The sequence below is a fragment of the Herbiconiux liukaitaii genome (genome assembly GCF_041927495.1).
GTDB lineage: Bacteria > Actinomycetota > Actinomycetes > Actinomycetales > Microbacteriaceae > Herbiconiux > Herbiconiux liukaitaii.
Map to the genome: position 1 here is coordinate 394,533 of NZ_JBHFHG010000004.1, position 26,657 is coordinate 421,189.

Consider the following 26,657-nt stretch of genomic DNA (forward strand, 5'->3'; position numbering starts at 1 on the left):
ACCGACCGCACCGCCCCGCACCCCTACTCGTACCGCAGCGACTCCACCGGGTCGGCCTTCGCAGCCCTGGCCGCCGGCAGGGTCCCGGCGAGGAACGCGATCCCCATGACCACCACGATGACCAGCGCGATCGAGAGCGGATCGAACGCGATCAGCTCGAGCCCGGGCAGGTCGGCGAGCAGCGATCCCGAGAGGGCCGCGCTGATGCCCGTCCCCACCACGATCGCACCGAGCGCCCCGATGGCGCTGCCGAGGAACCCGATGAACGCGGCCTCGATGCTGAACAGCCCGAACACCTTGCCGCTGCCCATGCCCATCGCCTTCATGAGGCCGATCTCGCGAGTGCGCTCCTGCACGCTCATGAGCAGCGTGTTGACGATCCCGAAGCTCGCCGCCAGCAGAGCGATGATCGCGAAGGCGTTGAGCACGAGCACGATCCCGTCGATCACGGTCTTCACGGTGCCGAGCTGGTCGGCCACCGTGGTGCCCGTGTAGCCGGCATCCGCCAGCCGCGCCTTGAGGTCGGTGATCTGCTGGTCGGTCGCATCGGGGGCGAACCACACGGTCGCCTGCGCGTACCGCTCCACCTGATCGGCGGGCACCCCGATGTTCTGGGTGCTGTAGAGCACATCCGTGAGCGCGTCGTTCGGCACGATCGCGGCGCCGGCGGGCGAGGCGATGCTCTCCTCCGCCACCCCCGAGATGGTCGCCTCGATGAGGTGCTGGGTGCGCTCGGCGTCGGTGACGGCCACGGTCACCGTGGCCCCCACCGCATCCGCGTCGTCGGCGAAGCCCAGGGGCTCGACGTAGGAGGCGGGCAGCGCGAGCTGCAGCTCGTCGCCCTCCGAGGGCTCGGTGCCCGCCAGCAGGTTGAGCGTCTGGCCCGTGACCAGCGCCCCGACCCCCACCACGTATTTCGTGCCGTCGCCGGCCTGGATGTAGTCGGCCGAGACGGACTTCGTGGCCTGCACGTCGAGCACGCCGTCGATGGCCGCGAGGTCGTCGAGGTCGGTGGTGTCGAGTGCCACCACGGTTCCACCGGAGGCGCCGGGGGCACCGGTCTGCGCACTCTCCACCGCATCCGGGTCGTATTCCGTGGGCCCCGAGTCGGAGCCGAATCCGGAGTCGGTGGTGGAGGTCTTCGTGACCGTCATGGTGTCGGAGGCGCCCACACCCGAGACGGTGTCGTCGACGTAGGCGTTGATGCCCGTGCCGAGCCCGTTGGTGAGCGTGAGGGTGAACGCACCCACGAAGATCGCCAGGATCGTGAGGATGGTGCGGGTCTTGGAGCGGAACGTGTTCGAGACGGCCGTGCCGACGAGGTCGACGGTCTTCATGCCGCCACCGCCCTGGACTCGTCGACGATGAGCCCGTCCTTCACGAGGATGCGCCGGTCGCACCGGGCCGCGAGCTCCTCGTCGTGGGTCACCACGATGAGCGTGATGCCGCTCTCGCGGTTGAGGGAGAACAGGATGTCCTCCACCACGGCGCCCGTGGCGGTGTCGAGGTTGCCCGTGGGCTCGTCGGCGAAGATGATGCGCGGGTTGTTCACGAGGGCGCGCGCGATGACCGTGCGCTGCTTCTGCCCACCCGAGAGGTCGACGGCCTTGTTCTTCGCCTTGTCGGCCAGCTCGAGCTGCTCGAGAGCGGCGAGGCCCCTGCTGCGGCGCTCGCCGCGGGCGACACCTGCGATCTTCATCGGCAGCACCACGTTCTCGAGCACCGAGGCGTTGGCGGTGAGGAAGAACTGCTGGAACACGAACCCGAAGGTCTTGTTGCGGGTGCGGTTGAGGCGACGGCCGCGGAGGCCTGCGGTGTCGACTCCTTCGAGCTCCACCGTGCCCGAGGTGGGCGCGTCGAGGAGGGCCAGCACGTGCATGAGGGTCGACTTGCCCGATCCGCTCTTGCCCACGATGGCCACGCTCTCGCCCTCGAGGATGTCGAAGCTCACCCCCTTCAGCGCCTCGAAGCGGTTCTGGCCGCGGCCGTACGATCGGCGCACGTCCCTGACCGAGATGATGGGTGTCATGGTGTTCTCCTCCACAGCGCCCCGGTGTCTCCGGAGCTCTTCCAGGCTCGCCTCTGCGCCCCGCCGTCGCGTCGCCCAGCGGTGGACACCTCGTGTACCGCGATCGCGGTACGAGGGATGCCGCGTGGGGGTGAGTCGCCGGAGGGCGTTCCCCGGCACACTGGGAGCATGATCGAGGCGGAGGAGCGCATACCGGGCTTCGGAGCGCCTCGCCTGCGACCGCCCGTGTGGGTGGGCGACGTGGTGGCGGCGCTCATCGTGGTGGCCGCCGCGTTCACTCCGTTCCCCCAGGCCGAGTTCCGGCCGGGCAGCGCCCTCGCCTTCGCGCTCGTGATCGCGCCCGCGGCCTTCCTGCCGCTCCGCCGCCGGTGGCCCATCCCGGTGCTCGTGGCCGTGGTGGCCGTCTACGGTGCCGCGGCGCTCGCGGGCACGCTGTCGCCGGGAGTGGTGATCGCCGCGGCGATCGCGATGTTCGGGGTGGCCAACCGGTCGACCCGCCGCACCACCGGCGTGGTGGCCGCCATCGCCGTCGTGGCGGTGGTGCTGCTCGGCCTGTTCGCGGTGGTGGGGACCGTCTTCGATCCGCGCACCCTCCAGTTCGCCGTCACGATCGCCTTCGCCGCGGCGGCCGGGGATGCCACGCGGTCACGGCGTGAGTACATCGTGGCCATGACGGAGCGCGCCGAGCGGGCCGAGCAGACCAGGGAGGCCGAGGCGAGCCGCCGCGTGGCCGAGGAGCGCCTGCGCATCGCCCGCGACCTGCACGACGTGGTGGCGCACCAGATCTCCGTCATCAGTCTCAACGCCGGCGTCGCGTCGTCGACCCTCGAGTCCCGCCCCGACAAGGCGAGGGAGGCGCTCGGCACCATCCGGCTCGCCTCCCGCACCGTGCTCGGTGAGATCGGCACTCTGCTCGAGATGCTGCGATCGGGCGAGCAGGGCGAGAGCTCCCGGGCGCCCCAGCCCGGTCTCGACCGGCTCGACGATCTGGTGACGGGGTTCGCCGCGGTGGGCCTCGCCGTGACCACCCGGATCGAGGGCGACGTGTCGCGCGTCACGGGTGCCGTGGCTCTCGTGGCCTACCGCACCATCCAGGAGGGGCTCACCAATGCGCACAAGCACGGGGCCGAGGGGCGGGCGCACGTGCTGGTGCGTGTGGAGGAGCACGAGGTGACGGTCGTGGTGACGAACCCGGCGCCGGCCACCACCGCAGCGACCGCAACCGCAACCGCGACAGCGACTACGACCTCGACCGCGGCCGAGGGCCGCCCGGCAGGCGGCCACGGGCTGACGGGTGTGCGCGAGCGCGTCGCCTCGGTGCAGGGGAGCGTCGAGGCCGGCCTAGTGCCGGGCGGCTGGCGGTTGGCGGCAACCCTGCCGCTCGGCGAGGGGAGGGCGGCATGACGACCGTGCTCGTGGTCGACGACCAGTCCCTCATCCGCCAGGCCGTCACCGACATCCTCTCGTCCGAGCCCGGCGTGACGGTGCTCGGCGAGGCCGTCGATGGAGCCAGGGCCGTGGAGCTGGCCCGCGAGCTCCGACCCGACGTCGTGCTCATGGACATCCGCATGCCCGTGCTCAACGGCATCGGCGCGACCGCCGCCATCTGCTCCGACCCGGCGCTCGCCGAGACGAGGGTGCTCATCCTCACCACCTTCGAGGAGGACGAGTACCTCCTGGCGGCCCTCCGCGCGGGAGCGAGCGGCTTCATCGGCAAGGGCGCCGAGCCCGACGAGATCGCCCGCGCCGTGCGGGCCGTGCACGCGGGAGACGCGCTGCTCTCGCCCGCGGCCACGCAGAGCCTCATCACGCGCTACGTGCTGCCACCGGCTCCGGCCGCTGCAGGCGAGGGCCCCGCCCCCGTGCCGCCCGCGCTCTCCCACCTCACCGATCGGGAGGTCGAGGTGCTCTCGCTCGTGGCGCGCGGCCGCTCCAACCAGGAGATCGCCGACGAGCTCGTGATCTCCCCGCACACGGCCAAGACCCACGTGAACCGCATCATGACCAAGCTCTACGCCCACGACAGGGCCCAGCTCGTGATCACGGCGTACGAGAGCGGACTGGTGGCACCGGGCTCCTCCTGATTCCGGGAGGAACCCGGCCCCGAGTCCGTCTGGCCTACGCCCCCACCTCCGTGATGTGCAGCACGAGCGCCTGCTCGGGCGCGAGCAGCGGCAGCGGCAGGCCGGCGACGGCGAGCTGGCGCCCGGTCGCCACGACGGATCCCGTGCTCCACCAGGCGGGGGGCGCATCCTGGATGAACCGCACGGGCGCTCCGAGGTCCACCGGCGCCACGCGGTAGCGGCGCTCGGGGTCGAGCCCCGCGAACAGCGTGGGCGAGGGCACGGCGTCGCTCGACGACCCGAGCGCGACCACCGAGAACAGCGCCTCGGAGGCATCGCGCGCCACGACGCCGTGCACCCAGCGCAGCGGATCGGCGGGATCGTCGCGCACCACGGCCCCCGTGCGCAGCAGACCGCGGAACCGCTTGTAGACCGCGATCCACTGCGCCACCGCCTCGCGTTCGGCGGCGGTCGCACGCGTGAGGTCCCACTCGATGCCGGCGTGGCCGAACAGCGCCGTGGCGAGGCGGAAGCCGAGGTCGTGGGTGCGGCCCGTGGTGTGCGCGGTCGCCGCCCCGAGGTGGGCTCCGAAGTACTCGTGGGGCACGAGCAGCGTGGTGTACCGCTCGATCGTCTGCCGCTCGAGCGGGTCGTTGGTGTCGCTCGGCCAGACGCGGTCGGTGCGCTGCATCACGCCGAGATCGACGCGACCGCCTCCCGAGGAGCACGACTCGATCTCGAGGCCGGGGTGCCTGGCCCGCAGCTCGTCCATCAGCCGGTAGCAGGCGAGGGTCTGCGCGTGCGCCGATCCGCCGAGCAGATCGCGGTTCTGATCCCACTTGAGGTAGGCGATGGGGTACTCGTCGAGCAGGGCGTCGAGCTGACCGAGCACGTGCGCGAACGCCTCGGCGTTGGCGAGGTCCAGCACGTGCTGGTGCCGCCACGGCAGGGGCAGCCGGTCGCCGCCCGAGAGCACCCACTCGGGGTGCGCCCTGGCCACCTGCGAGTCGAGGCTCACCATCTCGGGCTCCACCCACAGCCCGAAGTCCATGCCGAGCGCGTGCACGCGGTCGACGAGCGGGTGCAGCCCCGCCGGCCACTTGACCGGATCCACGATCCAGTCGCCGAGAGCGCGGGTGTCGTCGACCCGACCGAGCATCCAGCCGTCGTCGAGCACGAAGCGCTCCACACCCACGGAGGCCGCGGTGTCGGCGAGCTCGCCGAGCCGCTCCTCGGAGTGGTCGAAGTAGACGGCCTCCCAGGTGTTGAGCATGACCTTGCGGGGGGCGTTCGGGTCGGTGGGGGACTGGGCGCGCGCGTAGGCGTGCAGTCGGGCGGAGAGGCCGTCGAGGCCCTCATCCGACCACGCGGTCACGAGCCACGGTGTGCTGTACTCCTCGCCGGGCTCGAGCACGAGCTCGCCCGGTTCGAGCAGCTCGCCGCCGCCGAGCATGCGGAGGCCGGTGGCCTGCGCCTCGGCCCAGAGCCGCTTGTCGCCGCTCCAGGCGAGGTGGGCGGCCCAGACCTCGCCGGAGCGGAAGCCGAAGCCGGGGGTTCCCGCCACGAGCAGGAAGGCGTCGTCGTGGCCGGGGCGGCCGTGCCGGGATTCGCGGAGCCAGGTGCCGTGGCCGAGCGGTCGGCGCTGCGGCTGGCGTTCGCGCGGCCAGCGGCCGGTGAAGTCGAGGAGTTCGGTGGCACGACCGGGCAGGGGCAGCATCGCGTCGAGCGAGTCGAGCTGCCAGGAGGCCGCGCCGGTGGTGAGGGCGCTGTCGTTGCGGGCGATCATGCGCATCCGGAGCACCCCGTGCTGGGTGAGCTCGAGCTCGATCGTCACACCGAGCTGCACCGGCACCGGCGCTGCCGCCTGGTCGGCCTGCTCGAGACGGATGACCACGGATGTCGCGGTCGGCCGCTCGACGCCGGCGAGCTCGAAGTGCGGAGCGCGCCCGGAGGTGCCGGCCACGGCGGATCCGCTCATCCCGGGCCGGCCCGACCAGCCCTCGGCGAGGCCGGGGAGGAGGCTCGGCCGAAGCGGAACGTCGATCGAGCTGGGGCTCACGGCGGGCGCGCGGGAGTCGGCGAAGTCGGCGAGCTCGCTCTCGGAGAGCTCGCCCAGGTCGGCGCCCCAGTGCAGCACGGTGGGAACGCCCGTGCCGCGGGCGTCCAGCACGATGCTGGAGCCCGCGGCACGGAGCAGGATCATTTCAGTGGTCACTCGGCGACGGGGATGCTCTGCGCCTCGAGGGCGGAGATCGTCTTCTCCTGACCGGACTGCAGGGCCTCGCTGAGGGTTCCGCTGCCACCGAGCGCGCGGCCGAAGCCGTCGGCGATGTCGGCGTAGGTCTGCGTCATGGTCGGGCCCCAGGTGAAGTCGGCGTCGACCTCGGTGGAGGCGTCGGCGAACACGTCGTAGATGGGCTGGTCACCGTAGAACGCTACGCCCTCGGAGAGCACGGGCAGGTCGAGACCCTCGACCGTGGCCGGGTAGAGGTTGGCCTCCTGGTTGAGCATGGTGAGCGCCTCGTCGGAGGTGTTCAGCCAGAGCGCGAACTGCGCGGCCTCGTACGGGTGGTCGGAGCCCTTCAGCACCGCGGTCGAGCTGCCGCCCCAGTTGCCGGCCGCCGAGGCGCCCGCCTCCCACTGCGGCATCGGCGCGACGGCCCAGTTGCCCGCGGTGTCGGGAGCGCCCGACGAGATCGAGTTGGCACCCCACACGGCGGAGATCCAGGTCCAGTCCGAACCGGTGTTGTAGGCGTTGTTCCACTCGTCGGTCCAGGCCGGAACGGTGGAGACGAGGCCGCCCGAGATGAGCTCCTGCCAGTAGTCGGCGACCTTCTCCGACTCGGGCGAGGTGAGGGTGACGTCCCATGAGCCTGAGGAGCTGTCGAACCAGCGGCCCTCGGCCTGCCAGACGAGACCGGCGAACCAGTTCACGTCGTTCTGCGGGAAGTTCGTGATGTAGCCGCCGGCTTCGCGCACGGCGGTCGCGGCGCTCGCGTACTCCTCCCACGTGGTCGGCACGGGGATTCCGGCCTGCTCGAAGAGGTCCTTGCGGTAGTACATGGCCATGGGGCCGGTGTCCTGCGGAATGCCGAAGACGGCGTCGTCCTCACCGAAGGTGACCTGGTTCCAGGTCCAGTCGATGAACTGGTCCTTGCTCTCGAGCACGTTCTCGCACGAGGCGATGTTCTCGAGGCCGTCCTGCACACGGAAGTTCGGCAGCGCGTCGTACTCGATCTGGCCGAGGTCGGGGGCGTTGCCGGCCTCGAGCTGGTTGAAGAAGTTCTGGTAGGTGCCGCCGTTGCCGTTCGGGCCCGTCTGCACGGTCACCTGGATGTCGGGGTTCTCGGCGTTCCAGAGGTCGACGACCTTGTCGATGCCGGGGATCCACGAGGTGTAGCTCAGCTCCACGGGGCCGTCGGCCGGCGCGCACTCGGCGGCGGCGCTCGAGTCCGATCCGCCGGAGGCGGCGCAGCCGGTGAGTGCGATCGCCGAGGCGACTCCCAGCGCGCCGATGCGCAGGATGTTCTTGGTGTGCATGTGTGTCCTATCTCTCTCAATGCGGGATGGTGCGGAGTTGTGGTGCGGGATGGATGGTGCTCTGGAATGGTGCGGGTCGGGTCTACTTGAGGCTTCCGCTGCCGAGGCCGGACTGCCAGAAGCGCTGCAGGCTCAGGAAGGCGATGATGAGCGGGATGATCGACATCAGGGCGCCGATGATCACGTAGGTGCGGATCTCGGGGATCTGGTTCACCTGCGAGTTCCAGGTGTACAGACCGAGCGTGACGGGGAAGAGCGCCTCGTCGCGCAGCATGATGAGCGGCAGGAAGAAGTTGTTCCAGATGGCCACGAACTGGAACAGGAAGATCGTCACGAGAGCCGGGGTCATCAGCCGCCTGGCGAGGGTGAAGAACGTGCGCACCTCGCCGGATCCGTCGAGCCTGGCGGCCTCGAGCAGTTCGTCGGGCACGCTCGCCGCCGCGTAGATGCGGGCGAGGTAGACGCCGAACGGGTTCACGAGGCTGGGCAGGAAGACCGCCCAGAACGTGTTGGTGGCTCCCACCTGGCTGAAGATGAGGAACAGCGGCAGGGCGAGGGCCGTGGCGGGCACGAGCACGCCGCCGAGCACGACGTTGAAGATGAGCTCGCGGCCCGGGAAGCGGTACTTCGCGAGGGCGTAGCCGCACATCGCCGAGATGACGGTGCCGATGAGCGCACCGGCGCCGGCGTACAGGATGCTGTTGAGCATCCAGCGCAGGTAGATGCCGTCGTTGTAGGCGAAGAGGTTGCCGATGTTGGTGAAGAGGTCGAAGTCGGCGAAGAGCAGTCCGTTGCTCGACCCGAAGTCCTCGCGGCTCTTCGTGGCCGAGGTGAACAGCCACCACACCGGGAGCAGGAAGTAGATGGTCGAGACGAACATCACGATCATGGCGGCGGTGCGCGACATGAGCTTCTCGCGCGGGGCACCGCTGCCACGGCGCTTGGTCGAGCGCTCGGTGGACGGACGCTCGGCCGACGAGCCCGCCGTCTCGGGGGAGAGGGTGCGGCTCATTGCTCGGCCTTTCGCTGGGTGAACTTGAGGAAGGCGAACGACAGCGCGAAGGTCGCCAGGGCGAGCACGACCGACATGGCCGCCGCGAGGTTGACGTTCGGCACCGCGGAGGTGGCGTAGACCGCCATGTTGGGCGTGAAGGTGCTCGACACCGAGGCCGTGAAGCTGCGGAACACCTGCGGCTCGGCCAGCAGCTGCAGCGTGCCGATGATGGAGAAGATGGCCGTGAGGGTGATGGCGGGCACCACGAGCGGGATCTTGATGCGCAGCGCGATCTGCAGCTGGCTCGCGCCGTCGAGCTTGGCCGCCTCGTAGATCTCGGAGGGGATCGAGAGCAGCGACGAGTAGATGATGAGCATGTTGTAGCCCACGTAGACCCAGGTCACGACGTTCGCGATGGCCCACAGCACGAACTGCGGCGAGAGGAAGTCGAACGAGCTCGTGATCGCGCTGAGCGGCGACAGGTTGGGGGAGTAGAGGTAGCCCCACATGATCGCCGCGATCACGCCGGGAACGGCGTAGGGCACGAAGAAGGCGAGCCGGAAGAACTTCTTGCCCTTCACGAGCGGCGAGTCGAGCAGCAGCGCCAGGATGAGCGCGATGCCGAGCATCACAGGCACCTGCACGGCTCCGAACAGCAGCACGCGGCCGACGGCGCTCCAGAACGCGTCGTTCTGGAACACGGCGATGTACTGCGTGAGGCCGCCGAACACCTCGGTGGGCGGGCCGAAGGTGCCGTCGCGCTCCACCACGAGCAGCGACTGGTAGATGGCGTAGCCGATCGGCAGCAGGTAGAACAGCGCGAACAGCACGCCGAAGGGGGTGAGGAAGAACAGGATCGCCCTGACGTGCTTCACGCGGGTCTTCGAGCGCCGCTTCGGCGTCGCAGAGCCTGCTGAGCCCGCTGCGCCCTCGGCGCCGGGGGTGGGCCGGGAGCCGGCCACATCGACGGTGGTCACAGGAGTTCCCTCACTTCTTCTCGGTCGTTCCGGGCGCCATCGGTGGGGTCGCCCTCGCTGCCGCCCTCGGCCGGCACGCTGTCGAGGCGCACCACACGCACGCCGCCGGCGGGCACCGTGAGGGTGCCGTCGACCTCGCGGCCCTCGATCAGCTCGGTGCCCGAGGCCGTGAGCCCGGCATCCGCCAGGCCGTGGTTGATGGCGAACAGGTAGCTGCCACGCTCCCCGCGCCGCAGCACGATCTCGAGCCCGGCCGCGGCCGAGGCGGGGTCGGTCGCGACGCCGGCCGCCGTGGCGGCGGTGCCGAGCGTCTGGGCAAGACTAGCGGCGTCGAGGCTCGTGGCGAGGTACCAGGCGGTGCCGTCGCCGAGGCTGTTGCGCGTGATCGCCGGGGTTCCCGGCAGAGGCCCATCGAGGTAGGAGGCGAGCGTCTCGGCGGTCGTGGTGCGCAGCTTCTCGGTCCAGATCGTGGCGCGCGATCCGTCGTCGAGCTCGACGGACTCACCCATGTGGAGGGGGAAGAACTCCTCCGTCGAGATGCCGAGCAGCTCGCGGAGGGCGCCGGGGTAGCCGCCCGTGCGCACGCGGTCCGTCTCGTCGGTGATGCCGCTGAAGAAGGTGACCACGGCGTGACCGCCACCGGCCACGAAGCCGGTGAGGCCGTCGGCGACCGCATCCGACATGCTGTGCAGCGCGGGGACCACGACCAGGCGGTAGCCCGAGAGGTCGGCGCCGGGTTCGACGACGTCGACCGTCACGCCGTTGGCGCGGAGGGCGGCGTAGGCCCGGTGCACCTGGTCGAGGTAGGCCACCTCGACCGAGGGGTGCGAGTCGAGATCGGTGATCCACCAGGCCTGCCAGCCGAAGACCAGGGCGACCTCGGCCACCACGCGGCTGCCCGTGACCTCGGCGAGGCGCTCGAGGGTCTCGCCGAGGCTCACCACGTCGCGCCACACGGCGGTGTCGGTGCCGGCGTGGGGGAGCATCGCCGAGTGGAAGCGCTCGCTTCCCTGCACCGAGGCGCGCCACTGGAAGAAGCTGATGCCGTCGGCGCCGCGTGCCACGTGGGTGAGGGAGTTGCGGATCATCTCGCCAGGGCCCTTGGCGATGTTGAGCGGCTGCCAGTTGACGGCGCTCGTGGCCTGCTCCATGAGCATCCACGGTGCACCGCCCGAGAGGCCGCGCGTGACGTCGGCGGCGAAGGAGAGCTCGGTGGTGGGGTCGGCCAGGCGGTGGTCGAGGTAGTGGTCGTTGGCGATGACATCCATCTCGCCCGCCCAGCTCCAGTAGTCGAGGTTGCGGATGTGCGCGGCGACCATGAAGTTGGTGGTGGCGGGCACCGCGCTGTGGCGGCGGATGACGGCGACCTCGGCCCGGTACTGCGCGAGCAGCTGGTCGGAGGAGAAGCGCATGAAGTCGACGGCCTGCGCGGGGTTGCCGGTCGAGACGGTGAGCATGGGGGTGCCGATGTGCTCCCAGGCCGCGTACTTCTGGCTCCAGAACGCCGTGCCCCACGCCTCGTTGAGCGCGTCGAGCGTGCCGTACCTGGCTTCGAGCCAGACCCGGAAGGCCGAGGCGGAGACGGCGCAGTGGCAGTGCGCGTTGTGGCAGCCGAGCTCGTTCGAGATGTGCCAGAGCTTCACGGCGGGGTGGGCGCCGTAGCGAGCTGCGACCTGCTCGACGAGGCCGAGGGCGCGCTCGAGGAAGATCGGCGAGCTCGAGCAGTACGCCTGGCGGCCGCCCACGTGGCGGCGGGTGCCATCGGCCATCATCGGCAGCGTCTCGGGGTGCAGGGCGGCGAGCCACGGCGGCGGCGAGCTCGTGCCGGTGCCGAGGTTCACCCCGATGCCGTTCTCGTGCAGCAGGTCGAGCACGCGGTCGAGGCGGCTGAAGTCGAACTGGCCGGGCAGCGGCTCGAGCTGCGCCCAGCCGAAGATGTTGATCGCCACGAGGGTGACGCGGGCTTCGCGCATGAGCCGCACATCGTCGAGCCAGACGGATTCGCTCCACTGCTCGGGGTTGTAGTCGGCACCGTAGGTGAAACGGTGGTCGCTCGAGCTGATGAGCTCGGAGACGGCGGTTGTGCTCACGGGCGGGTTTCTCCTAGGACGATCTCTGTGAACGCTCCCAGACGAGATGCCGACAACTCCTCATCGAGAGTCTGTGAACGCTCCCAGAGTAAACATCCCGACGATTTCTTGTCAACTCGGAATCGGATCGGCCGTCATTCCAGCAGGGGATCCGGGAGGCATCGGCCTCCGGATGGGGCGCTGCCGCCGGTTCGCGGGGGCACCGCTAAAGTGGGGCCATGGTCGGCCGCCGAAAGGATTTCCACCGCGCGACGATCAACGATGTCGCCCGGGTGGCCGGCGTGTCGCGCGGCACCGTCTCGCGGGTGCTCAACGCCGAGGTCTACGTGTCGGATGCGGCTCGCTCCGCCGTCGAGGCGGCCATCGGCGAGGTCGGCTACGTGCGCAACGCCGCGGCCAGGAACCTCGTGACCCGCCGCTCGCAGGCCATCGGGCTGATCGTGCACGAACCGCACTCGCTCTTCCTCGAAGACCCCAACATCGGCAGCATCCTGCTCGGCATCAACTCCGCGCTCTCGGAGGCCGACTACCAGCTGGTCTCGCTCGTGATCGAGTCCGATCGCGACAGCAGCCGCGTGGCGCAGTACCTCAGCGGGGGGTTCGTCGACGGCGTCGTCATCATCTCCGCGCGCGCCGACGACCCGATCGGCCAGATCGTCTCGGTCACGGGCATCCCCGCCGCCTTCGTGGGTCACCCGTTCGACATCGAGGGTGTTCCCTTCGTGGGGATCGACAACGTCGCTGCGGCCCGCGGCATCACCGAGCGCCTCATCGGCACCGGCCGCTCACGCATCGGCATGATCGCGGCCGGGCTCGACCGCGACTCCGGCCGCGACCGGCTGGCGGGTTTCACGGCGGCGATGGGCGACCGGTTCGACCCCGAGCTCGTGGCGGAGGTGCCGCTCTACTCGCACGGCAGCGGCGTCGACGGCATGCGACTGCTGCTCGAGAACCGACCCGATCTCGACGGCGTGTTCGCCTCCTCGGACGCCTTGGCCGCCGGCGCGCTCGACGTGCTGCGGGAGGCGGGCCGCTCGGTTCCGGGAGACGTGGGGGTGGTGGGGTTCGACGACAGCGCCTGGGCCCTGCGCACCCAGCCGCCGCTCTCGACCGTGCACCAGCCCGCCGGCCAGCTCGGTCGCCGGGCCGCCGAGCTCGTGCTCGCGCAGCTGCGCGGCGAGGAGGTCGGCACCGACGGGCTGCTGCTCGACACGAGCATCGTCTGGCGCGCCTCGGCCTGAGTCCGGCCTCCCCGTGCACGCAGGTCAGCCCGCGCGGCGCCGCCCGTAGAGCGAGATGACGATCAGGATGATGGCGCCGTAGATGAGCTGCTGGATGTTGGCGCCCAGGTTGAGCACGGTCACGAGCGTCGACACCTGCCCGAGCACGAGCGCGCCACCCACGGTGCCCACCACCGAGCCGCGCCCACCGAAGATCGACGCGCCACCCACCACCACCGCGGCCACCGAGGCCAGCAGGTAGCTCGCGCCCATGGTGGCGGAGGCCTGCTGGTAGTAGCCCACGATCACGATGCCCGCGAAGGCCGCGAGCACGCCGCTCAGCATGTAGCCGGTGATCCGGATGCGGTCGACGGGCAGCCCCGCGAGCCTCGCGGTCTCGGCGGCCGAGCCCACCACGAAGAGCGAGCGGCCCCACCCGGTGAACGACAGCACGAGCTGCAGCACCACCATGAGCGCGAGCCCGAGCGGCAGCACGGCCGCCATGGTGACGCCGAGGATCGAGATCTTCGCCGAGGTGATGGCGATCACGAAGTCGGGGGTCACGGTGAGCTCGGAGAAGTTGAACGCGAGCAGGATCACCCCGAAGAGCAGCCCGTTCATGGCGATCGTGGTGACGATCGGTGTGAGCCCGAGCTTGGCGATCACGGCGCCGTTGAGGAAGCCGATGAGCGCACCGGCCGCGAGGGCCGCCACGAAGGCGCCGATCGGTCCGAGCGGCCCCACGAGGGTGAGGAACGCGAGCGCCGAGAAGCCGATGGTGTTGGGCACCGAGAGGTCGATGCCGGCCTGGATGACCGCGATGGTCTGCCCGAACGAGGCGATCGAGAGGATGATCGCGAACGTCGCCGTGCCGATGAGCGAGTCGACCGTGATGAGGTTGGGGCGGATGATGCCGCCGATCACGAACAGCACGAGGAACGCCACGAGCGGCCACACGCTCCGCGGCACCCGCGAGAGCAGGGAGGCGTGCGAGCCGCGGGTCGAGGCCTCGGGATCGGGCCCCGAGGGGGCGGCGAGCGGCGGGGTGGAGGTGGTGGTCACGAGCGTGCCCCCTTCGCGAAGAACGCGGCTTTGCGCCAGACGACGGGGATGCCGACGACGGCGACGATGATGAGCGCCGAGATCACGTACTGCCAGTACGAGTTGACGCCCGCGAAGAACAGCAGGTTGCCGATGAGGCCGAGGGTGCAGGCGGCGAGGATGGTGCCGATGATGCTGCCCCGCCCTCCCGTGAAGGCAGCTCCCGCGAGGGCCACGGCGGCGATGGACGAGAGCAGGTAGGGGTCTCCGGATCGCGGATCGCCCGTGACGGTGGAGGCGGCCAGCATCATGGCGCCGAACGAGGTGATGACCCCGGCGAGGCCGAACGCGAGCAGCTTGGTGAGGCGCGCGTTGAGGCCGGCGGCCCGCACGCTCTCCATGTTCGACCCGACCCCGTAGAGGTGGCGGCCGAACGCGGTGCGCTGCAGCAGCAGCCACAGCAGCACCGCCACCACGGCGAGCCACACGAGCGAGACGGGCACGAACGGCAGCAGCTCGCCGCTCGTGGCGAGGTAGAGCTCGGTGGTGATGCCGCCGCCCGGGCGGTCGAGCACCTCGCGGGCGAGCGAGCCGAAGATGAAGGCGCTCGCGAGGGTGACCGCGATGGCCGGCAGCCCCGCGTAGGCCACGAGGAAGCCGTTGAAGAGGCCGCAGGCGAGGCCGACCCCCACCGACATGAGGATGGCGACGGGCACCGGCACGCTCTCGAGCTGCACCGCGAACACCACGTTGCAGAGGCTCATGATGGCGCCGATGGAGATGTCGATGCCACCGACGAGCACGATGATGAGCTGGCCGAGAGCCACGAGGGCGAGCGGCACCACGAGGTTGGCCGCGGTCTGCAGCTGGAACCGGGTGAGCAGCTCGGGATTGATGATGACGTAGACGACGAAGAACACCACGAACGCGCCGATGGGGGCGATGGCGCCCTCGCGGCGGAGCCGCACGATGCCCGTTCCGTTCCAGACCCGCGAGGGGAGGCCCGCCGGGGTGGGTCTGGGGGTCGGCTTGGGAGTGGGGGTGGAGGTGGCGGCGCTCATCCGGCGGGCCTTTCGGTCGAGGTGGAGGCGTTCTGCGCCGCGATGCTGCCGGTGGCCCCCACGGCGGCGCCCACGATGTTGTCGGCGGTGAGCCGGTGGTCGATGAGCTCGTCGGCCACCTGGCCCTGGTAGAGCACCACCACGCGGTGGCACACGTGCACGAGCTCCTCGACCTCGGTGGAGAACCAGAGGATGCCGACGCCCTGCTTCGCGAGCTCCACGATGGCGCCGTAGAGCTCCTGCTTGGCGCGCACGTCGATGCCGCGCGTGGGGTCGTGCAGCAGGATGACGCTCCGCGAGCGGTCCATCCAGCGCCCGAAGACGAGCTTCTGCTGGTTGCCGCCCGAGAGCGATCCGGCGAGTTCGTTGGGGCCCCGGGTGCGCACCGAGAGTGCGCCGAGCACACCGTCGATCCACCCGCGCTCGCGGGCCAGGCGGGGGCGGCCGCCGAGCTGGTGGGCCCGGAACCAGGGGGCGAGCAGGTTCTCGCCCACACTCATCTCGAGCGCGAGACCCTCGCTCTTGCGGTCCTCCGGCACGTAGCCGAGGCCGTTCTTGACCGAGCGCACGGGTGTGGTGCGCGAGATGCGGCGGCCACCCACCGTCCACGAGTCGGCGACGGCCGGAGTGGCCCCGAAGAGCGCGCGCAGCAGTTCGGCCTGGCCGTGCCCCTGAAGGCCCCCGATGCCGAGGATCTCGCCCGCGCCGAGCGTGAGGTCGATGCCGTGGAGGCCCTCCGCCCGCAGGTTCGAGACCGACAGCGCCACGGCATCCGTGGTGCGCGGGGGAGGGGAGGGGAAGAAGCGCTCGGCCTCGCGGCCGGCCATCATCGAGATGAGCTCGTCGTCCGTCCAGCCGTCGCGCACGAACTCGCCCGCCACGAGGCCGTCGCGGAGCACCGTGCCTCGGTCGGCGATCTCGGCGATCTCGCCGAGCCGGTGGGAGACGTAGATCACGCTGCCGCCCTGGGCGGTGAGCTCTCGGATGCGGTCGAAGAGCCACGAGACGCCGGGCGGCGTGAGGGCCGAGGAGGCCTCGTCGAGGATGAGCAGTCGAGGGGCGCCGGCGAGCGCCCTGGCGATCTCGACGAGCTGCCGGTCGGCGAGCGAGAGGGTGCCCACGGCTGCGCGCGGATCGATGTGCGGCAGGTGGAACGACTCGAGCAGCGCCTTGGCCTTCACCACCGACTTCTTCTGCGAGAAGCCCCTGAGCGGTGAGCCGTCGGGCAGCGAGAGGTTCTCGGCCACGGTCCAGTCGGGCACGAGGGCGAGCTCCTGGAAAGCGCAGCGCACGCCCGAGAGCCGCGACTGCCGCACGCTGCCGGAGGCGAGCGGTTCACCGGCCACCGTGATGGTGCCGGAGGTGGGGGTCACGGCCCCCGCGAGCATCTTGGCCACCGTGCTCTTGCCCGCGCCGTTCTCGCCCACGAGGGCGAGCACCTCGCCGGGGTTGCAGTGGAAGGTGACGCCCTGCACGGCCTTCACCGGGCCGTAGCTCTTCACCAGGTCGGTGGCCACGAGCAGCGGCGCCGCCGAGGGGGTGGGGTCGGTCACGAAGGACTCCGTTCGGGAGAGGAAGTGAGGGCACGGATGCCGCGGCGACGCCTGAGCGCACGCCGCGGCATCCGTGCAGGGGGGTCGGGCCTACGAGCCGGAGTAGAACTCCATGACCTGGTCGAGCGTGAGGTCGAGACCGGGGAAGTCGTAGCCGAGCTGGAAGTTAGAGGGCTTGTCGGCGATGCAGTACTCGGCCGCGTTCTCCTCGGTGATCTCGAGCGGCGGGAAGTACTGCTCCCGCTCGATCTCCTCGCCCTCGAGCAGTGCTACGGCCTGCTCGAGGCCCTTCGCGTAGATGGCGGGCTGGCCGAAGACCATGTTGCCCGTGAGGCCCTCGGGGGCGTACTCGGCCAGGGTGCAGGCCTCGCCGTTGTAGCCCGAGCCGCCGACGACGGGCACGAACGGGAGACCGGCGGCCTTGAAGGCCTCCGGAACGCCCTGACCGCCCGTGAGGAAGGAGTAGACGCCGCCGATGTCGGGGTTCGAGCGCAGGATGTTCGACATCGCCTCCTGCGCGGTGGCCTCGTTCCAGCCGTTGGTGTCCTGCGCCACGACGGTGGCGCCGCCGCCCTCGAGCGTCTCGATCACGCCGGGCATGGTGCCCTCGTTGAGCGGCACCCCCGCGAGGCCCTCGAGCACGGCGATGTTCTTGTCGTCGCCGAGGTTCTCGAGCAGCCAGTCGGCGCCGATGGTGCCTGCGCTGCCCCAGTCGGTCGAGACCACGTAGACGTCCTCGCTGTCGTACGGGCCGCCGTTGGCGATCACCGGGATGCCCTGCGCGGTGGCCTGGGTGATGGCGGCATCCGCGCCGGAGGAGGAGGCGGGGTCGAAGAGGATGAGGTCGACGCCGTCGGCGATGAGGTTCTGCATGGCCGCGTTCTGCTGCGCGGCGTCGTTGTCGTTGGTGCGGACGATCTTGAGCTCGACCTTGTCGGCGTACTCGGGCGAGGCCGCGAGGGCCTGCAGTGAGGCGAGGCCCATCTCGCGCCAGGCCTGGCCGCCGAGGGGCTGTTCGAAGCCGATCACGAACTTGCCGTCGTCGCCGCCGGCATCCGCGCTCCCGCCGCCTTCGGCGGGGGCGCTCGTGCAACCGGCGAGAAGGGCGAGCGACGAGGCGGCCGCGAGCAGTGCGGCCCCCTTCGCGAAGCGGTCTGTGCGCTGTGAGTGCATGATTTCTCCCTTGAAATCGAGTGGGTGATCGGGACACTAGCGCAAAAATGGCAGCGCTACCAGTAGCGCTGCCAAATCTCGCCCCCAACCGATATGAAGGAGAGTGCGCGAAAGGGTCAGGGCCCTCGGAGGTCGGCGATGACGGCACGCGCCGCGCGGTCGCCGGAGACGAGCGCGCCCTGGATGGACGCCGTGTCACGGTGGTCGCCCGCGAGGTAGAGGCGGGGGCCGACCCGGGGCGGGCGAGCCCGCAGGGGCGGTGGTTGAGCGGGGAGGGCGTGCGGGACGTCGTCGCGGCGGAGCAGCCTCCACGCCCCGACACCGGCCCCGGCGCCCCAGATCTCAGCCAAGTGGGCCCTTACGGATCGCTCGTCAGGAGCCGCGGCATCCGACCCCGGCAGCAGGCAGGTCGCCTCGATCAGGTGCTGCCCCGCCGGCGCATAGCTAGGCGCGGTGTGCGAGATGACCGCCGTGTTGACCACCGGCCCCCGTCGACGTCCGTCGACGGCCAGCATCCCGGATGCGGTGGGCGGCTCCTCCGCGTGGAACCACCAGGTCTGCAGGCCCCGCGTCGCGCGCTGTGGCGTTCCGGTCAGCCCGGCGGCGGCCTCCGGGCCGACCGCCACCACCACGGAGCCCGCCCGCAGGGTGTCGGCCCCCTCGACGTCGACGTCGACTCCCCCGGGCAGCGCGCGCACCCGTCGCACGGAGTTCTCCAGACGGATGTCGACCGAGAGCGCCCGGGCGCGGGTCGCGAGCTGCAGCGGAAGGGCCTGGATGCCCCGCTCGGGCAGGCCGGGCGACCCGAGCGCGAACAGGCGGACGAGCATCCGCACGAACGCATCCGAGGTGTCGAAGCGCGCATCGGCGATGACGCCCGACAGGAAGGATTCCAGCACCTCGTCGCGAAGCGGCCCCGAGAACCCGGCTCGATCCCACCCCTCGCGCACCGTGCGGTCGGATCCGTGGAGTGCTCGCCCGGGCGCGACGAGCGCGGGTGCGATCCAGCGCGCGAGACCCACGATCCCGCGCGGGGAGATGAGGCCGCTCCGAAGCGACGCCACGAGGCTCGTGGGGTGGCGCCGCGGATCGGCGATCGCGACGAGTCCGCGCTCGCGCCGCACCTGCACCCCGGCCGGGAAGCTCCGCATCCGGAGTGCCCGGGCGTCGGTCCACGTCCGGATCGCGGGATAGGCCGGGTTCAGCACCTGGAAGCCGCGATCGAGCAGGAAGCCGTCGATCGCGTCGGTGCGCTGCCGCCCCCCGACGTCGTCGCCGCCCTCGACGATGACGACGCCGTACCCCTCCTGTGCCAGTCGGATCGCCGCCCGCAGTCCGGCCAGACCAGCGCCGATGACCACCACGTCGTGCTGTGAATCCGTTGCCACGGTCGTCATCCGTTCTCGTGTGGTGGGAGACCCAGGACGATCAGAACGACGATGGCCCATGTGAGCGCCGAGAGCGCCACGGTCATGACGGCGACATCGCTCGGCCGGGCCGCCCGGGGGCGGCGCCAGGCGATCCACCAGCCGATGGCGGCCACCGCCAGAGCGGCGATCGTGACGATCCGCACACCGGAGGCGGGTGCGCCGGACGTGATCGTGGCGCCGATCTGCGCGAAAGCGATGACGCCCCAGGGCACGATGCCGAGCACCGCGGCCCAGGCGGTCGGCCGGCGCCGGCGCGGCGACGACCCGTCGTCGATCCCCAGCAGGCACACGCTCCCCGCGCCGAGGGCGAAGAGGGGGATGAGTTCCACCGGGTCGGCGATACCGTTCAGCCGGGCGATCAGGAAGATCAGGATGCCGAGCCCCTGCGACCACCCCGCGACCACGAGTGCACCCGGCCTCGCGGCCTCCGCCCTCGCGGCCCGCGGCCGCGCTCCGGCCGCGGCGAGCGCGTGCGCCGCGGCGCCGCCGAGCAGCATCGCGACGAGCGCCCAGCCGAGATCGACCGCCCCCAGCGAGGTGGTGACCGTCCGCTCGCCGTCGCGGAAGACGGCCTCGATCGGCAGGGCGACGACCCGCGCCGTGCCGATGAGCACGACCATGAGCACCACGGCCTGGACCGAGTAGATCAGGCTCGCCCAGCCCGTCGCGGTGCGCATCGTCGTGGCTGCCATGCTCCGACGATATCCGGATGACGCGGATTGTCGTTGACGGATGCCGCCCGCGACGATACCGTGGGGATGGCAGCGCTGCCAGTAGCGCTATCAGTCGCACTTCGCTAGTGTGATCGAATCGTCGCAACGACGCGATAGGAGACGATGTGACCCTCACACCCGACGTGGAGATCCGTACCCGCAGCCACCGCATCGGCTGCATCGGAGCCGGTGCCATCATGGCCGACCAGCACCTCGAGGCCTACCGCCTCGGTGGGTTCCCGGTCGTGGCCATCGCCTCGCGCACGAAGGCCAACGCGCAGGCCGTCGCCGACAGGTACGGCATCGCCACGGTGCACGACACCCCCGACGACCTCATCGCCGACCCGTCGATCGAGATCCTCGACATCGCGTATCCGCCCGACCTGCAGCCGGCCCTCATCCGTGCCGCGCTGAAGCAGCCGCACATCAAGGCGATCCTGGCCCAGAAGCCGCTCGCCCTGAGCCTCGACGAGGCCATCGCGCTGCGCGACGAGGCGGCGGCCGCGGGCAAGCCGCTCTCGGTCAACCAGAACATGCGGTACGACCAGTCCATCCGCTCGCTCAAGCAGCTGCTCGACGAGGGGGCGCTCGGCGACCCGGTGTTCGCGCAGATCGACATGCACGCGGTGCCGCACTGGCAGGGCTTCCTCGAGGGCTACGACAGGCTCACCCTCTCGAACATGAGTGTGCACCACCTCGATGCGCTGCGGTACCTCTTCGGCGACCCGAGCGAGATCAGCACCGTGGTGCGGCAGGATCCGCGCACCGAGTTCGAGCACGAGGACGGCATCGTGGTCTCGACCCTCCGCTTCCCGGGCGACGTCCTGGCGCTCAGCGTCGAGGATGTCTGGGGCGGCCCCCGCGAGGAGGGCTTCGACGACGACTTCTTCATCAAGTGGCGCGTCGAGGGCACGCGCGGCGTGGCCACGGGCACCATCGGCTGGCCGAACGGCACGCCCTCGACCATCCGCTACGCCTCCGCCCTCACGACCGACGGCAAGTGGGTCGAGCCCACGTGGGAGACCCATTGGTTCCCGCACGCCTTCATCGGCGTGATGGAGCAGCTGCAGCACGCCGTCGAGACCGGCGCCGCCCCCGAGCTCTCGGTGGCCGACAACGTCAAGACGATGGCGCTCATCGAGGCCGGCTACCGCTCGGTCGCCGAGAAGCGCCCCGTGCGCCTCGACGAGTTCACCCTCTGACCGGGCCCGGCCCCCGCCCACTTCGCTTTTCACCCACGAACACGACCACCGGACAACAAGGAGCAACGACGCCATGATCCAGCTGGGCATCTTCACCGCCTACTACCCCTACGACCTCAAGACCACCGCCGAGAAGATCCGCGCGCAGGGCTTCAACACGGTGCAGCTCGACCTGCACTTCAAGGATCTCGACCTGAGCGCCGGCCAGATCACGAAGGAGAAGGCGAAGCTGGTCAGCGACACCTTCCGCGATCACGACCTGCCGATCTCGGCCATCTCGGGCTACACGAACATCGTGCACCCCGACCCCGAGCGCCGTGCGGCCAACGTGGCGTACCTCAAGGAGATCATCCGCAACGCGCGCAACTTCGGCTCGAAGTACGTCATCTCGGAGTCGGGCACCTTCAACCCCGACAGCGAGTGGGACCACGACCCGCACAACCGCTCGGAGGACGCCTACGAGCAGGTGCGCACGGTGCTCGCCGAGCTCGCCCAGGAGGCCTACGACCACGGAGCCACGTTCCTCCTCGAGACCTACGTGAACAACGTCATCGGATCGGTGCGCGAGACCGTGCGCGTGTTCAACGACATCCGCACCCCCGGCCTCGAGCTGCTCATGGACCCCACCAACTACTTCGACGCGACCAACATCGACGACCAGGCGCTCGTGCTCAACGAGGTCTTCGACACCCTCGGCGACCGCGTGCGCGTGGCCCACGCCAAGGACGTCAAGCGCGCAGGCGACGACAAGAGCGAGAAGCACGCCGACATCGGCGACGACGACGCCCTGGCCTCGCACACCTTCCGCGGCGTCGGCGAGATCGAGCTGCCGGCCGCGGGCCTCGGCTCGCTCGACTACGAGCTCTACCTGCAGCGGCTCTCGGAGCAGAACCCCAACGCGCCGCTCATCATCGAGCACCTCGACGAGTCGGACATCCCCCGGGCCAAGCAGTTCGTCACGGATATCCTCAAGAAGTACACGATCTAGCCGGTATCGGGGAGCGGGACGAGAGGGAGAGACGTGCAGCAGAAGGTAGCGGTCATCACGGGAGCGGGCGGCGCACTCGGGCGGGCGACGGCGTTGCGGCTGGGGGCGGACGGCTTCGCCGTGGGTGTGCTCGGCCGGGCGAGCGACGACCTGTCCGAGACGGCGGCGCAGCTGGAGGCCGAGGGAGTGCCGGTGCGGGTGCTCGAGGTCGACCTCCGCGACGCCGCGGCGATCGAAGCGGCGATCACCTCGACCGAGGCCTCGTTCGGCCCCATCGAGGCGCTCGTGAACAACGCCGCGATCTACCCGTCGACACCCTTCCTCGAGATCCCGCTCTCCGAGTACGACGACGTGGTGACGGTCAACCAGCGCGGTTACTTCTACACCGCACAGGTCGCCGCCCGAGGCATGGTCGCTCGCGGCCGCGCCGGGCAGTCGGCCGGTGCCATCGTGAACGTGGGCTCGATCACCTGGAACGGCGGCTGGTCGAACCTCGCCAGCTACGTCTCCACCAAGGGTGCCGCCGTGGCGCTCACGAGGGCGCTCGCCCGCGAGCTCGGCGAGTTCGGGGTGCGCGTCAACGCCGTGGCCCCCGGCGCGTTCCCCACGAAGGCCGAGGAGATCCAGGGCGATGCGGCCGAGTACTCGGCGCACGTGATCGAGCACCAGGCGCTCAAGCGCCGGGGTGCGGATGCCGAGCTCGCGGCCGTGGTCTCGTTCCTCGTGGGCCCCGACTCGTCGTTCGTGACGGGGCAGACCATCAACGTCGACGGCGGCTGGGTGATGAAGTGATGGACGTCTTCGGATTCGACCTCACCCGCGAGCAGCTCGCGGAGCGCACGGGCGACCTCTCGGCCGTGGCCGGCATCCGCCAGGTGGTGCTCGACAACGGGGTGGAGCGGGGCGTGCGCGCCATCGACCTGCGCACCGCCGCCGGCCTCGAGCTCGAGGTGCTCGTGGACCGTGCCTTCGACCTCGGCTCCGCCCGCTTCAAGGGCGTGCCGCTCGGCTGGCGCTCGGGCAACGGCTTCCGCCACCCCGGCCTGCACGAGCACAACGACGAGGGTGGCCTCTCATGGCTGCGCGCCCTCGACGGCCTGCTCGTCTCGGGCGGCCTCGACCACACGCTCTTCGGCGGCGAGGTCGACGCCACGCGCTACAACTACCCGCCCAAGCAGAGCGTGAGCCACGGTCTGCACGGCCGGCTGACCGCCATTCCGGCGCGACTGCTCGAGGCCCGCGAGGTGCCTGGTGCCGTGGTGGACGGCGTGGCCGGGACCCCCGTGCTGCGCGTCGTCGGCGAGGTCGTGCAGGCCACCTCGTTCGGCGAGCACCTGCGGCTCACCCGCACCATCGAGCTCGACTTCGACGGCCGCGAGATCCGGTTGCACGACGTGGTCGACAACCTCGGCTTCGAGCCCACGCCGCACATGTTCCTCTACCACCTCAACTTCGGCTGGCCCTTCGTCGACGAGGGCACCGAGTTCGTGGCCCCCATCGCCTCGCGGCTCTGGACCTCCGACTCGGTGGCCGAGCAGGGCTTCTCGTACCGCACCCTGCCCGCCCCGCAGAAGGGCTTCGTGGAGCAGGTGTACGAGCACGAGCTCGTGGCCGGCCCCGACGGCGACCACCGGGTGGCACTCCTCGCCGCCGACGGCTCCCGCGGAGTCGAGGTGAGCTGGGCCTCGGCCGGCATGCCGCACTTCTTCGAGTGGCAGAACCTGCGGAGCGGCCAGTACGCCGTGGGGCTCGAGCCCTCCACCCACCACGTGGACGGCGATGGCGCGGCGCGCGACGACGGCTCGATGGTGTTCCTCGAGCACGGCGAGAGCCGCGAGTACCGCACCCGCATCCGCGTGCTCGAGGGCCGCGCCGAGACCGAGGCCGTGCGGGCCGCCATCCGCGCCATCGCGCCGCAGCCCGAGTAGAGGCCGTGCCGTGCTCCGCCCACCACCGAATCACTGTAGAATGTTAGCGCTGCCATCCGTTTCTCGCGGAGGTCGCCCCCCGACGACGAGGATCCACGCATGAGCGACTCACTCCCCACCGAGGCATCCGCCGCTCCCGAGGTGCTCTCGGGCATCCGCGTGCTCGACTGCTCGATCGCCATGGCCGGCCCGTTCGCCGCCCAGCGGCTCGGCGACCTCGGCGCCGACGTCATCAAGGTGGAGCCCACCACGGGCGAGTGGCAGCGCCACGCGGCGGCCGGCGGGGCCACGGGCAACCGGATCAACGTCTCGTTCCTCTCGCTCAACCGCAACAAGCGCTCCATCGGTGTCGACCTCAAGTCGGCCGAGGGCAAGGAGATCCTCTACGAGCTCGTGAAGACGGCCGACGTCTTCCTGCAGAACTACCGCCCGGGCGTCGCCGCGCGACTCGGCGTGGACTACGAGACGCTGCGCGAGCTCAACCCCTCGCTCGTCTACGTCTCGATCTCGGGCTACGGCGAAGACGGCCCGTACCGCAACCGGCCGGGGCAGGATCTGCTGCTGCAGGCCATGAGCGGCGCCATGCTCTCGGCGGGCAGCCACGGGCATCCGCCCGCCCCCGCCGGCCAGTACCTTGTCGACGCCGTCACCGCCTCGACCGCGTTCGAGGGAGTGCTCGCCGCGCTGTTCCACCGCGAGCGCACCGGCCAGGGGCAGCTCGTCTCGGTCAACATGCTCGATGCCATCACGACGCTGCAGATGCAGGAGCTCTCGGTGTTCACCGTCGGCGGCGTGCCGCAGACGCGCGGCGCCGAGCCGCACGCCCACGTCTACATCCGGGCGCCCTATGGCACGTTCTCCACCACCGACGGCTACATCGCGCTCGCCATGCCCGACCTCAACACGCTCGGCGAGGTGCTCGACGAGCCGTTCTTCCTGGGGCTCGACACCGAGACCGACAGCTGGAAGCACCGCGACGAGATCTTCGCGCGCACCGCAGCCCGACTCGCCACGGAGTCGTCGGAGCACTGGCTCGCCGCCCTCTCGGCCGTGGGCATCTGGGCCGGCCCCGTCTACGACTACCAGGCGCTCGTCGACGACGAGCAGATCAAGCACAACGGCACCTTCATCGAATACGAGCACCCCACCGAGGGGCTCGTGAAGACTCCCGGATTCCCGTACAAGCTCTCGGAGACGCCTGCGCGCATCGACAGGGGTGCGCCGCTCACGGGCGAGCACACCCGCGAGATCCTCGAAGAGCTGGGGTACGGCGACCGGGCCGAGGCGCTCATCGGCGCGGGCGTCGTGGCCGCCGAGCCCGAGCCCGAGCCCGAGCCCGAGGTCGAGGTCGCGGCCGCGGGAGCCGCCGCCGAGTCTGGTGCTGCGCCGGCTGTGCTCGACGGCGCACCCGTGCCCGCCGGGGAGCGGGCGTGACCTCCTACCGCGGCATCACCTGGGACCACCCCCGCGGGCGCAACGCCCTCGAGGCAGCGGCCCGGGATGCGGCGGCTCGGCAGGCCGCGGGCTCCGGGGGTGTCGACATCACCTGGAGCGCGCACTCGCTCGAGCACTTCGAGTCGCACCCCATCGACGATCTCGCGGCCAACTACGACCTCATCGTGCTCGACCACCCGCACCTCGGCGAGGCGCTCGAGAAGCACTCGCTGCAGCCGATCGACGCGGTGGTGGGAGCGGCGCGCATCGAGCGCTGGTCGCGCGAATCGGTGGGGCCCTCGTTCGACTCCTACTCGGCCGACGGCTACCAGTGGGCGGTGCCGCTCGACGCGGCCACCCAGGTGGCGGTGCACAGCACCACCCTGCTCGACCCCGCCGAGGTGCCGACCACCTGGCACGAGGTCGAGTCGCTCGCCGGCCGTGCCCCCGTAGCGCTCTCGCTCGCCGGGCCGCACGCCTTCCTGAGCTTCGCCTCGATCTGCGTGGCGTTCGGCGAGGAGCCGGGGCGGCGGCCGGGCACACCGCTCATCTCGAGCGAGACCGGATCGCGTGCGCTCGAGCTGCTGCGTTCGATCGGATCGCGGGCTCCCGAGGGAACGGCCGCGCAGAACCCCATCGCCCTGCTCGAGCGGCTCTCGGGGGCGGGCGGATCCGACGCATCCGACTCCTCGGGCGGATCCGCATCCTCGCGTGCATCCGGCCCATCAGGCGCGTCCGGTGACATCGCCTACATCCCGCTCGTCTACGGCTACGTCACCTACTCCTCGCCCACCGTGCGCTTCGTCGACGCGCCGGCCGGCTCGCCGGGCGGGCGTCGCGGATCGACGATCGGCGGCACGGGTCTCGCGGTGAGCGCTCGCTGCGAGGTGACCCCGGCGCTCGTCGAGCACATCGACTGGCTCATGTCGGCCTCCACGCAGACGGGCTTCATCCCGCAGCACGATGGACAGCCCTCTGCGCGCGCCGCCTGGGACGACGCCGAGGTCGACGCGGCGAGCCACGGCTTCTACCGCTCCACGGTCCGCACCATCGACGAGTCGTGGGTGCGCCCGCGCTACAACGGCTACATCCCGTTCCAGACCGAGGCCTCCGCCATCGTCCGCTCGGTCGTGGCGGGGGAGACCTCGATCGAGAGCGGCCTCACCGTGCTCCAGAAGGCGTTCGACGCCTCGAACGCCTCCGTCATCGAAAGGGTCTGAC

General features: G+C 70.7%; 22 protein-coding genes. 9 read left to right on the plus strand and 13 right to left on the minus strand.

All coding sequences use genetic code 11. The features are described from left to right. Positions 1-23: 23 nt before the first annotated feature. Positions 24-1,337, minus strand: a complete 1,314-nt coding sequence (locus ACEXQC_RS09510) for an ABC transporter permease (RefSeq protein ID WP_374820886.1) — start codon at positions 1,335-1,337, stop codon at positions 24-26. Beyond that, complete coding sequence (locus ACEXQC_RS09515; protein WP_374820889.1) at positions 1,334-2,029, minus strand: ABC transporter ATP-binding protein; 696 nt, start codon at positions 2,027-2,029, stop codon at positions 1,334-1,336. The genes ACEXQC_RS09510 and ACEXQC_RS09515 overlap by 4 nt, the downstream gene beginning before the upstream one ends. Positions 2,030-2,197: 168 nt before the next feature. Between ACEXQC_RS09515 and ACEXQC_RS09520 the strand changes: the two genes are divergently transcribed. Together ACEXQC_RS09520 and ACEXQC_RS09525 are read left to right on the plus strand one after the other, a co-directional pair. Continuing rightward, entirely contained in the window at positions 2,198-3,433 is a 1,236-nt protein-coding gene (locus ACEXQC_RS09520) for a sensor histidine kinase (RefSeq protein ID WP_374820892.1), read from the plus strand. Then, on the plus strand, positions 3,430-4,113 hold the full coding sequence (locus ACEXQC_RS09525; RefSeq protein WP_374820895.1) for a response regulator transcription factor: 684 nt from the start codon (positions 3,430-3,432) through the stop codon (positions 4,111-4,113). Before ACEXQC_RS09520 ends, ACEXQC_RS09525 begins: the two co-directional genes overlap by 4 nt. Positions 4,114-4,147: 34 nt before the next feature. Here ACEXQC_RS09525 and ACEXQC_RS09530 read toward each other — a convergent pair whose 3' ends face one another. The 5 genes from ACEXQC_RS09530 to ACEXQC_RS09550 form a co-directional block, all read right to left on the minus strand. Continuing rightward, positions 4,148-6,307: an alpha-galactosidase gene (locus ACEXQC_RS09530; protein ID WP_374820898.1), complete on the minus strand. Its 2,160-nt coding sequence runs from the start codon at positions 6,305-6,307 to the stop codon at positions 4,148-4,150. Further along, positions 6,304-7,632, minus strand: coding sequence for an ABC transporter substrate-binding protein (locus ACEXQC_RS09535; protein WP_374820902.1), 1,329 nt, complete (start codon positions 7,630-7,632; stop codon positions 6,304-6,306). Before ACEXQC_RS09535 ends, ACEXQC_RS09530 begins: the two co-directional genes overlap by 4 nt. Positions 7,633-7,714: 82 nt before the next feature. Next, positions 7,715-8,644 carry a carbohydrate ABC transporter permease gene (locus ACEXQC_RS09540; protein ID WP_374820907.1) on the minus strand — a complete coding sequence of 310 codons (930 nt, stop codon included), beginning with the start codon at positions 8,642-8,644 and terminating at the stop codon, positions 7,715-7,717. Next, the gene (locus ACEXQC_RS09545) at positions 8,641-9,501 is read right to left on the minus strand and encodes a carbohydrate ABC transporter permease (RefSeq protein WP_374822046.1); all 861 of its coding nucleotides are present in this window, start codon (positions 9,499-9,501) and stop codon (positions 8,641-8,643) included. Before ACEXQC_RS09545 ends, ACEXQC_RS09540 begins: the two co-directional genes overlap by 4 nt. Positions 9,502-9,599: 98 nt before the next feature. Further along, positions 9,600-11,693, minus strand: a complete 2,094-nt coding sequence (locus tag ACEXQC_RS09550) for a beta-galactosidase (RefSeq protein WP_374820910.1) — start codon at positions 11,691-11,693, stop codon at positions 9,600-9,602. Between the two features lie 218 nt (positions 11,694-11,911). Between ACEXQC_RS09550 and ACEXQC_RS09555 the strand changes: the two genes are divergently transcribed. Beyond that, positions 11,912-12,934 (plus strand): LacI family DNA-binding transcriptional regulator, encoded by a 1,023-nt coding sequence (locus tag ACEXQC_RS09555; protein WP_374820913.1) that lies wholly within the window; start codon positions 11,912-11,914, stop codon positions 12,932-12,934. Between the two features lie 24 nt (positions 12,935-12,958). Here ACEXQC_RS09555 and ACEXQC_RS09560 read toward each other — a convergent pair whose 3' ends face one another. The 6 genes from ACEXQC_RS09560 to ACEXQC_RS09585 form a co-directional block, all read right to left on the minus strand. Then, complete coding sequence (locus ACEXQC_RS09560; RefSeq protein ID WP_374820916.1) at positions 12,959-13,975, minus strand: ABC transporter permease; 1,017 nt, start codon at positions 13,973-13,975, stop codon at positions 12,959-12,961. Beyond that, on the minus strand, positions 13,972-15,015 hold the full coding sequence (locus ACEXQC_RS09565) for an ABC transporter permease (RefSeq protein ID WP_374820918.1): 1,044 nt from the start codon (positions 15,013-15,015) through the stop codon (positions 13,972-13,974). The genes ACEXQC_RS09560 and ACEXQC_RS09565 overlap by 4 nt, the downstream gene beginning before the upstream one ends. Then, positions 15,012-16,568, minus strand: coding sequence for a sugar ABC transporter ATP-binding protein (locus ACEXQC_RS09570; protein WP_374820921.1), 1,557 nt, complete (start codon positions 16,566-16,568; stop codon positions 15,012-15,014). Before ACEXQC_RS09570 ends, ACEXQC_RS09565 begins: the two co-directional genes overlap by 4 nt. A gap of 90 nt (positions 16,569-16,658) precedes the next feature. Further along, positions 16,659-17,741 carry an ABC transporter substrate-binding protein gene (locus ACEXQC_RS09575; RefSeq protein WP_374820924.1) on the minus strand — a complete coding sequence of 361 codons (1,083 nt, stop codon included), beginning with the start codon at positions 17,739-17,741 and terminating at the stop codon, positions 16,659-16,661. A gap of 116 nt (positions 17,742-17,857) precedes the next feature. After that, on the minus strand, positions 17,858-19,129 hold the full coding sequence (locus tag ACEXQC_RS09580; RefSeq protein ID WP_374820927.1) for an NAD(P)/FAD-dependent oxidoreductase: 1,272 nt from the start codon (positions 19,127-19,129) through the stop codon (positions 17,858-17,860). Between the two features lie 5 nt (positions 19,130-19,134). Continuing rightward, a complete protein-coding gene (locus ACEXQC_RS09585; protein ID WP_374820929.1) occupies positions 19,135-19,863 on the minus strand; it encodes a hypothetical protein in 729 nt (242 codons plus the stop codon). Positions 19,864-20,009: 146 nt separating this feature from the next. Here ACEXQC_RS09585 and ACEXQC_RS09590 point away from each other — a divergent pair, with 146 nt between their 5' ends. From ACEXQC_RS09590 to ACEXQC_RS09615, 6 genes are all read left to right on the plus strand, one after another. Continuing rightward, a complete protein-coding gene (locus ACEXQC_RS09590; protein WP_374820932.1) occupies positions 20,010-21,086 on the plus strand; it encodes a Gfo/Idh/MocA family protein in 1,077 nt (358 codons plus the stop codon). A 73-nt stretch (positions 21,087-21,159) separates the two neighbouring features. Then, positions 21,160-22,074 (plus strand): sugar phosphate isomerase/epimerase family protein, encoded by a 915-nt coding sequence (locus tag ACEXQC_RS09595; protein ID WP_374820935.1) that lies wholly within the window; start codon positions 21,160-21,162, stop codon positions 22,072-22,074. Positions 22,075-22,107: 33 nt separating this feature from the next. Continuing rightward, the gene (locus ACEXQC_RS09600; RefSeq protein WP_374820938.1) at positions 22,108-22,866 is read left to right on the plus strand and encodes an SDR family NAD(P)-dependent oxidoreductase; all 759 of its coding nucleotides are present in this window, start codon (positions 22,108-22,110) and stop codon (positions 22,864-22,866) included. Further along, positions 22,866-24,002, plus strand: a complete 1,137-nt coding sequence (locus ACEXQC_RS09605) for an aldose 1-epimerase family protein (protein ID WP_374820941.1) — start codon at positions 22,866-22,868, stop codon at positions 24,000-24,002. The genes ACEXQC_RS09600 and ACEXQC_RS09605 overlap by 1 nt, the downstream gene beginning before the upstream one ends. A gap of 99 nt (positions 24,003-24,101) precedes the next feature. Then, entirely contained in the window at positions 24,102-25,436 is a 1,335-nt protein-coding gene (locus ACEXQC_RS09610; protein ID WP_374820944.1) for a CaiB/BaiF CoA transferase family protein, read from the plus strand. Continuing rightward, positions 25,433-26,656, plus strand: a complete 1,224-nt coding sequence (locus ACEXQC_RS09615) for an ABC transporter substrate-binding protein (protein ID WP_374820947.1) — start codon at positions 25,433-25,435, stop codon at positions 26,654-26,656. Before ACEXQC_RS09610 ends, ACEXQC_RS09615 begins: the two co-directional genes overlap by 4 nt. Position 26,657 lies beyond the last annotated feature (1 nt).

Excerpts from the sequence above, each read along its gene's own strand:
- ACEXQC_RS09585 (WP_374820929.1), bottom strand. The coding sequence starts at position 19,863 with ATGGCAGCCACGACGATGCGCACCGCGACGGGCTGGGCGAGCCTGATC.
- ACEXQC_RS09540 (WP_374820907.1), bottom strand. The coding sequence starts at position 8,644 with ATGAGCCGCACCCTCTCCCCCGAGACGGCGGGCTCGTCGGCCGAGCGT.
- ACEXQC_RS09535 (WP_374820902.1), bottom strand. The coding sequence starts at position 7,632 with ATGCACACCAAGAACATCCTGCGCATCGGCGCGCTGGGAGTCGCCTCG.
- ACEXQC_RS09525 (WP_374820895.1), top strand. The coding sequence starts at position 3,430 with ATGACGACCGTGCTCGTGGTCGACGACCAGTCCCTCATCCGCCAGGCC.
- ACEXQC_RS09510 (WP_374820886.1), bottom strand. The coding sequence starts at position 1,337 with ATGAAGACCGTCGACCTCGTCGGCACGGCCGTCTCGAACACGTTCCGC.
- ACEXQC_RS09515 (WP_374820889.1), bottom strand. The coding sequence starts at position 2,029 with ATGACACCCATCATCTCGGTCAGGGACGTGCGCCGATCGTACGGCCGC.
- ACEXQC_RS09520 (WP_374820892.1), top strand. The coding sequence starts at position 2,198 with ATGATCGAGGCGGAGGAGCGCATACCGGGCTTCGGAGCGCCTCGCCTG.
- ACEXQC_RS09595 (WP_374820935.1), top strand. The coding sequence starts at position 21,160 with ATGATCCAGCTGGGCATCTTCACCGCCTACTACCCCTACGACCTCAAG.
- ACEXQC_RS09555 (WP_374820913.1), top strand. The coding sequence starts at position 11,912 with ATGGTCGGCCGCCGAAAGGATTTCCACCGCGCGACGATCAACGATGTC.
- ACEXQC_RS09565 (WP_374820918.1), bottom strand. The coding sequence starts at position 15,015 with ATGAGCGCCGCCACCTCCACCCCCACTCCCAAGCCGACCCCCAGACCC.
- ACEXQC_RS09610 (WP_374820944.1), top strand. The coding sequence starts at position 24,102 with ATGAGCGACTCACTCCCCACCGAGGCATCCGCCGCTCCCGAGGTGCTC.
- ACEXQC_RS09575 (WP_374820924.1), bottom strand. The coding sequence starts at position 17,741 with ATGCACTCACAGCGCACAGACCGCTTCGCGAAGGGGGCCGCACTGCTC.
- ACEXQC_RS09605 (WP_374820941.1), top strand. The coding sequence starts at position 22,866 with ATGGACGTCTTCGGATTCGACCTCACCCGCGAGCAGCTCGCGGAGCGC.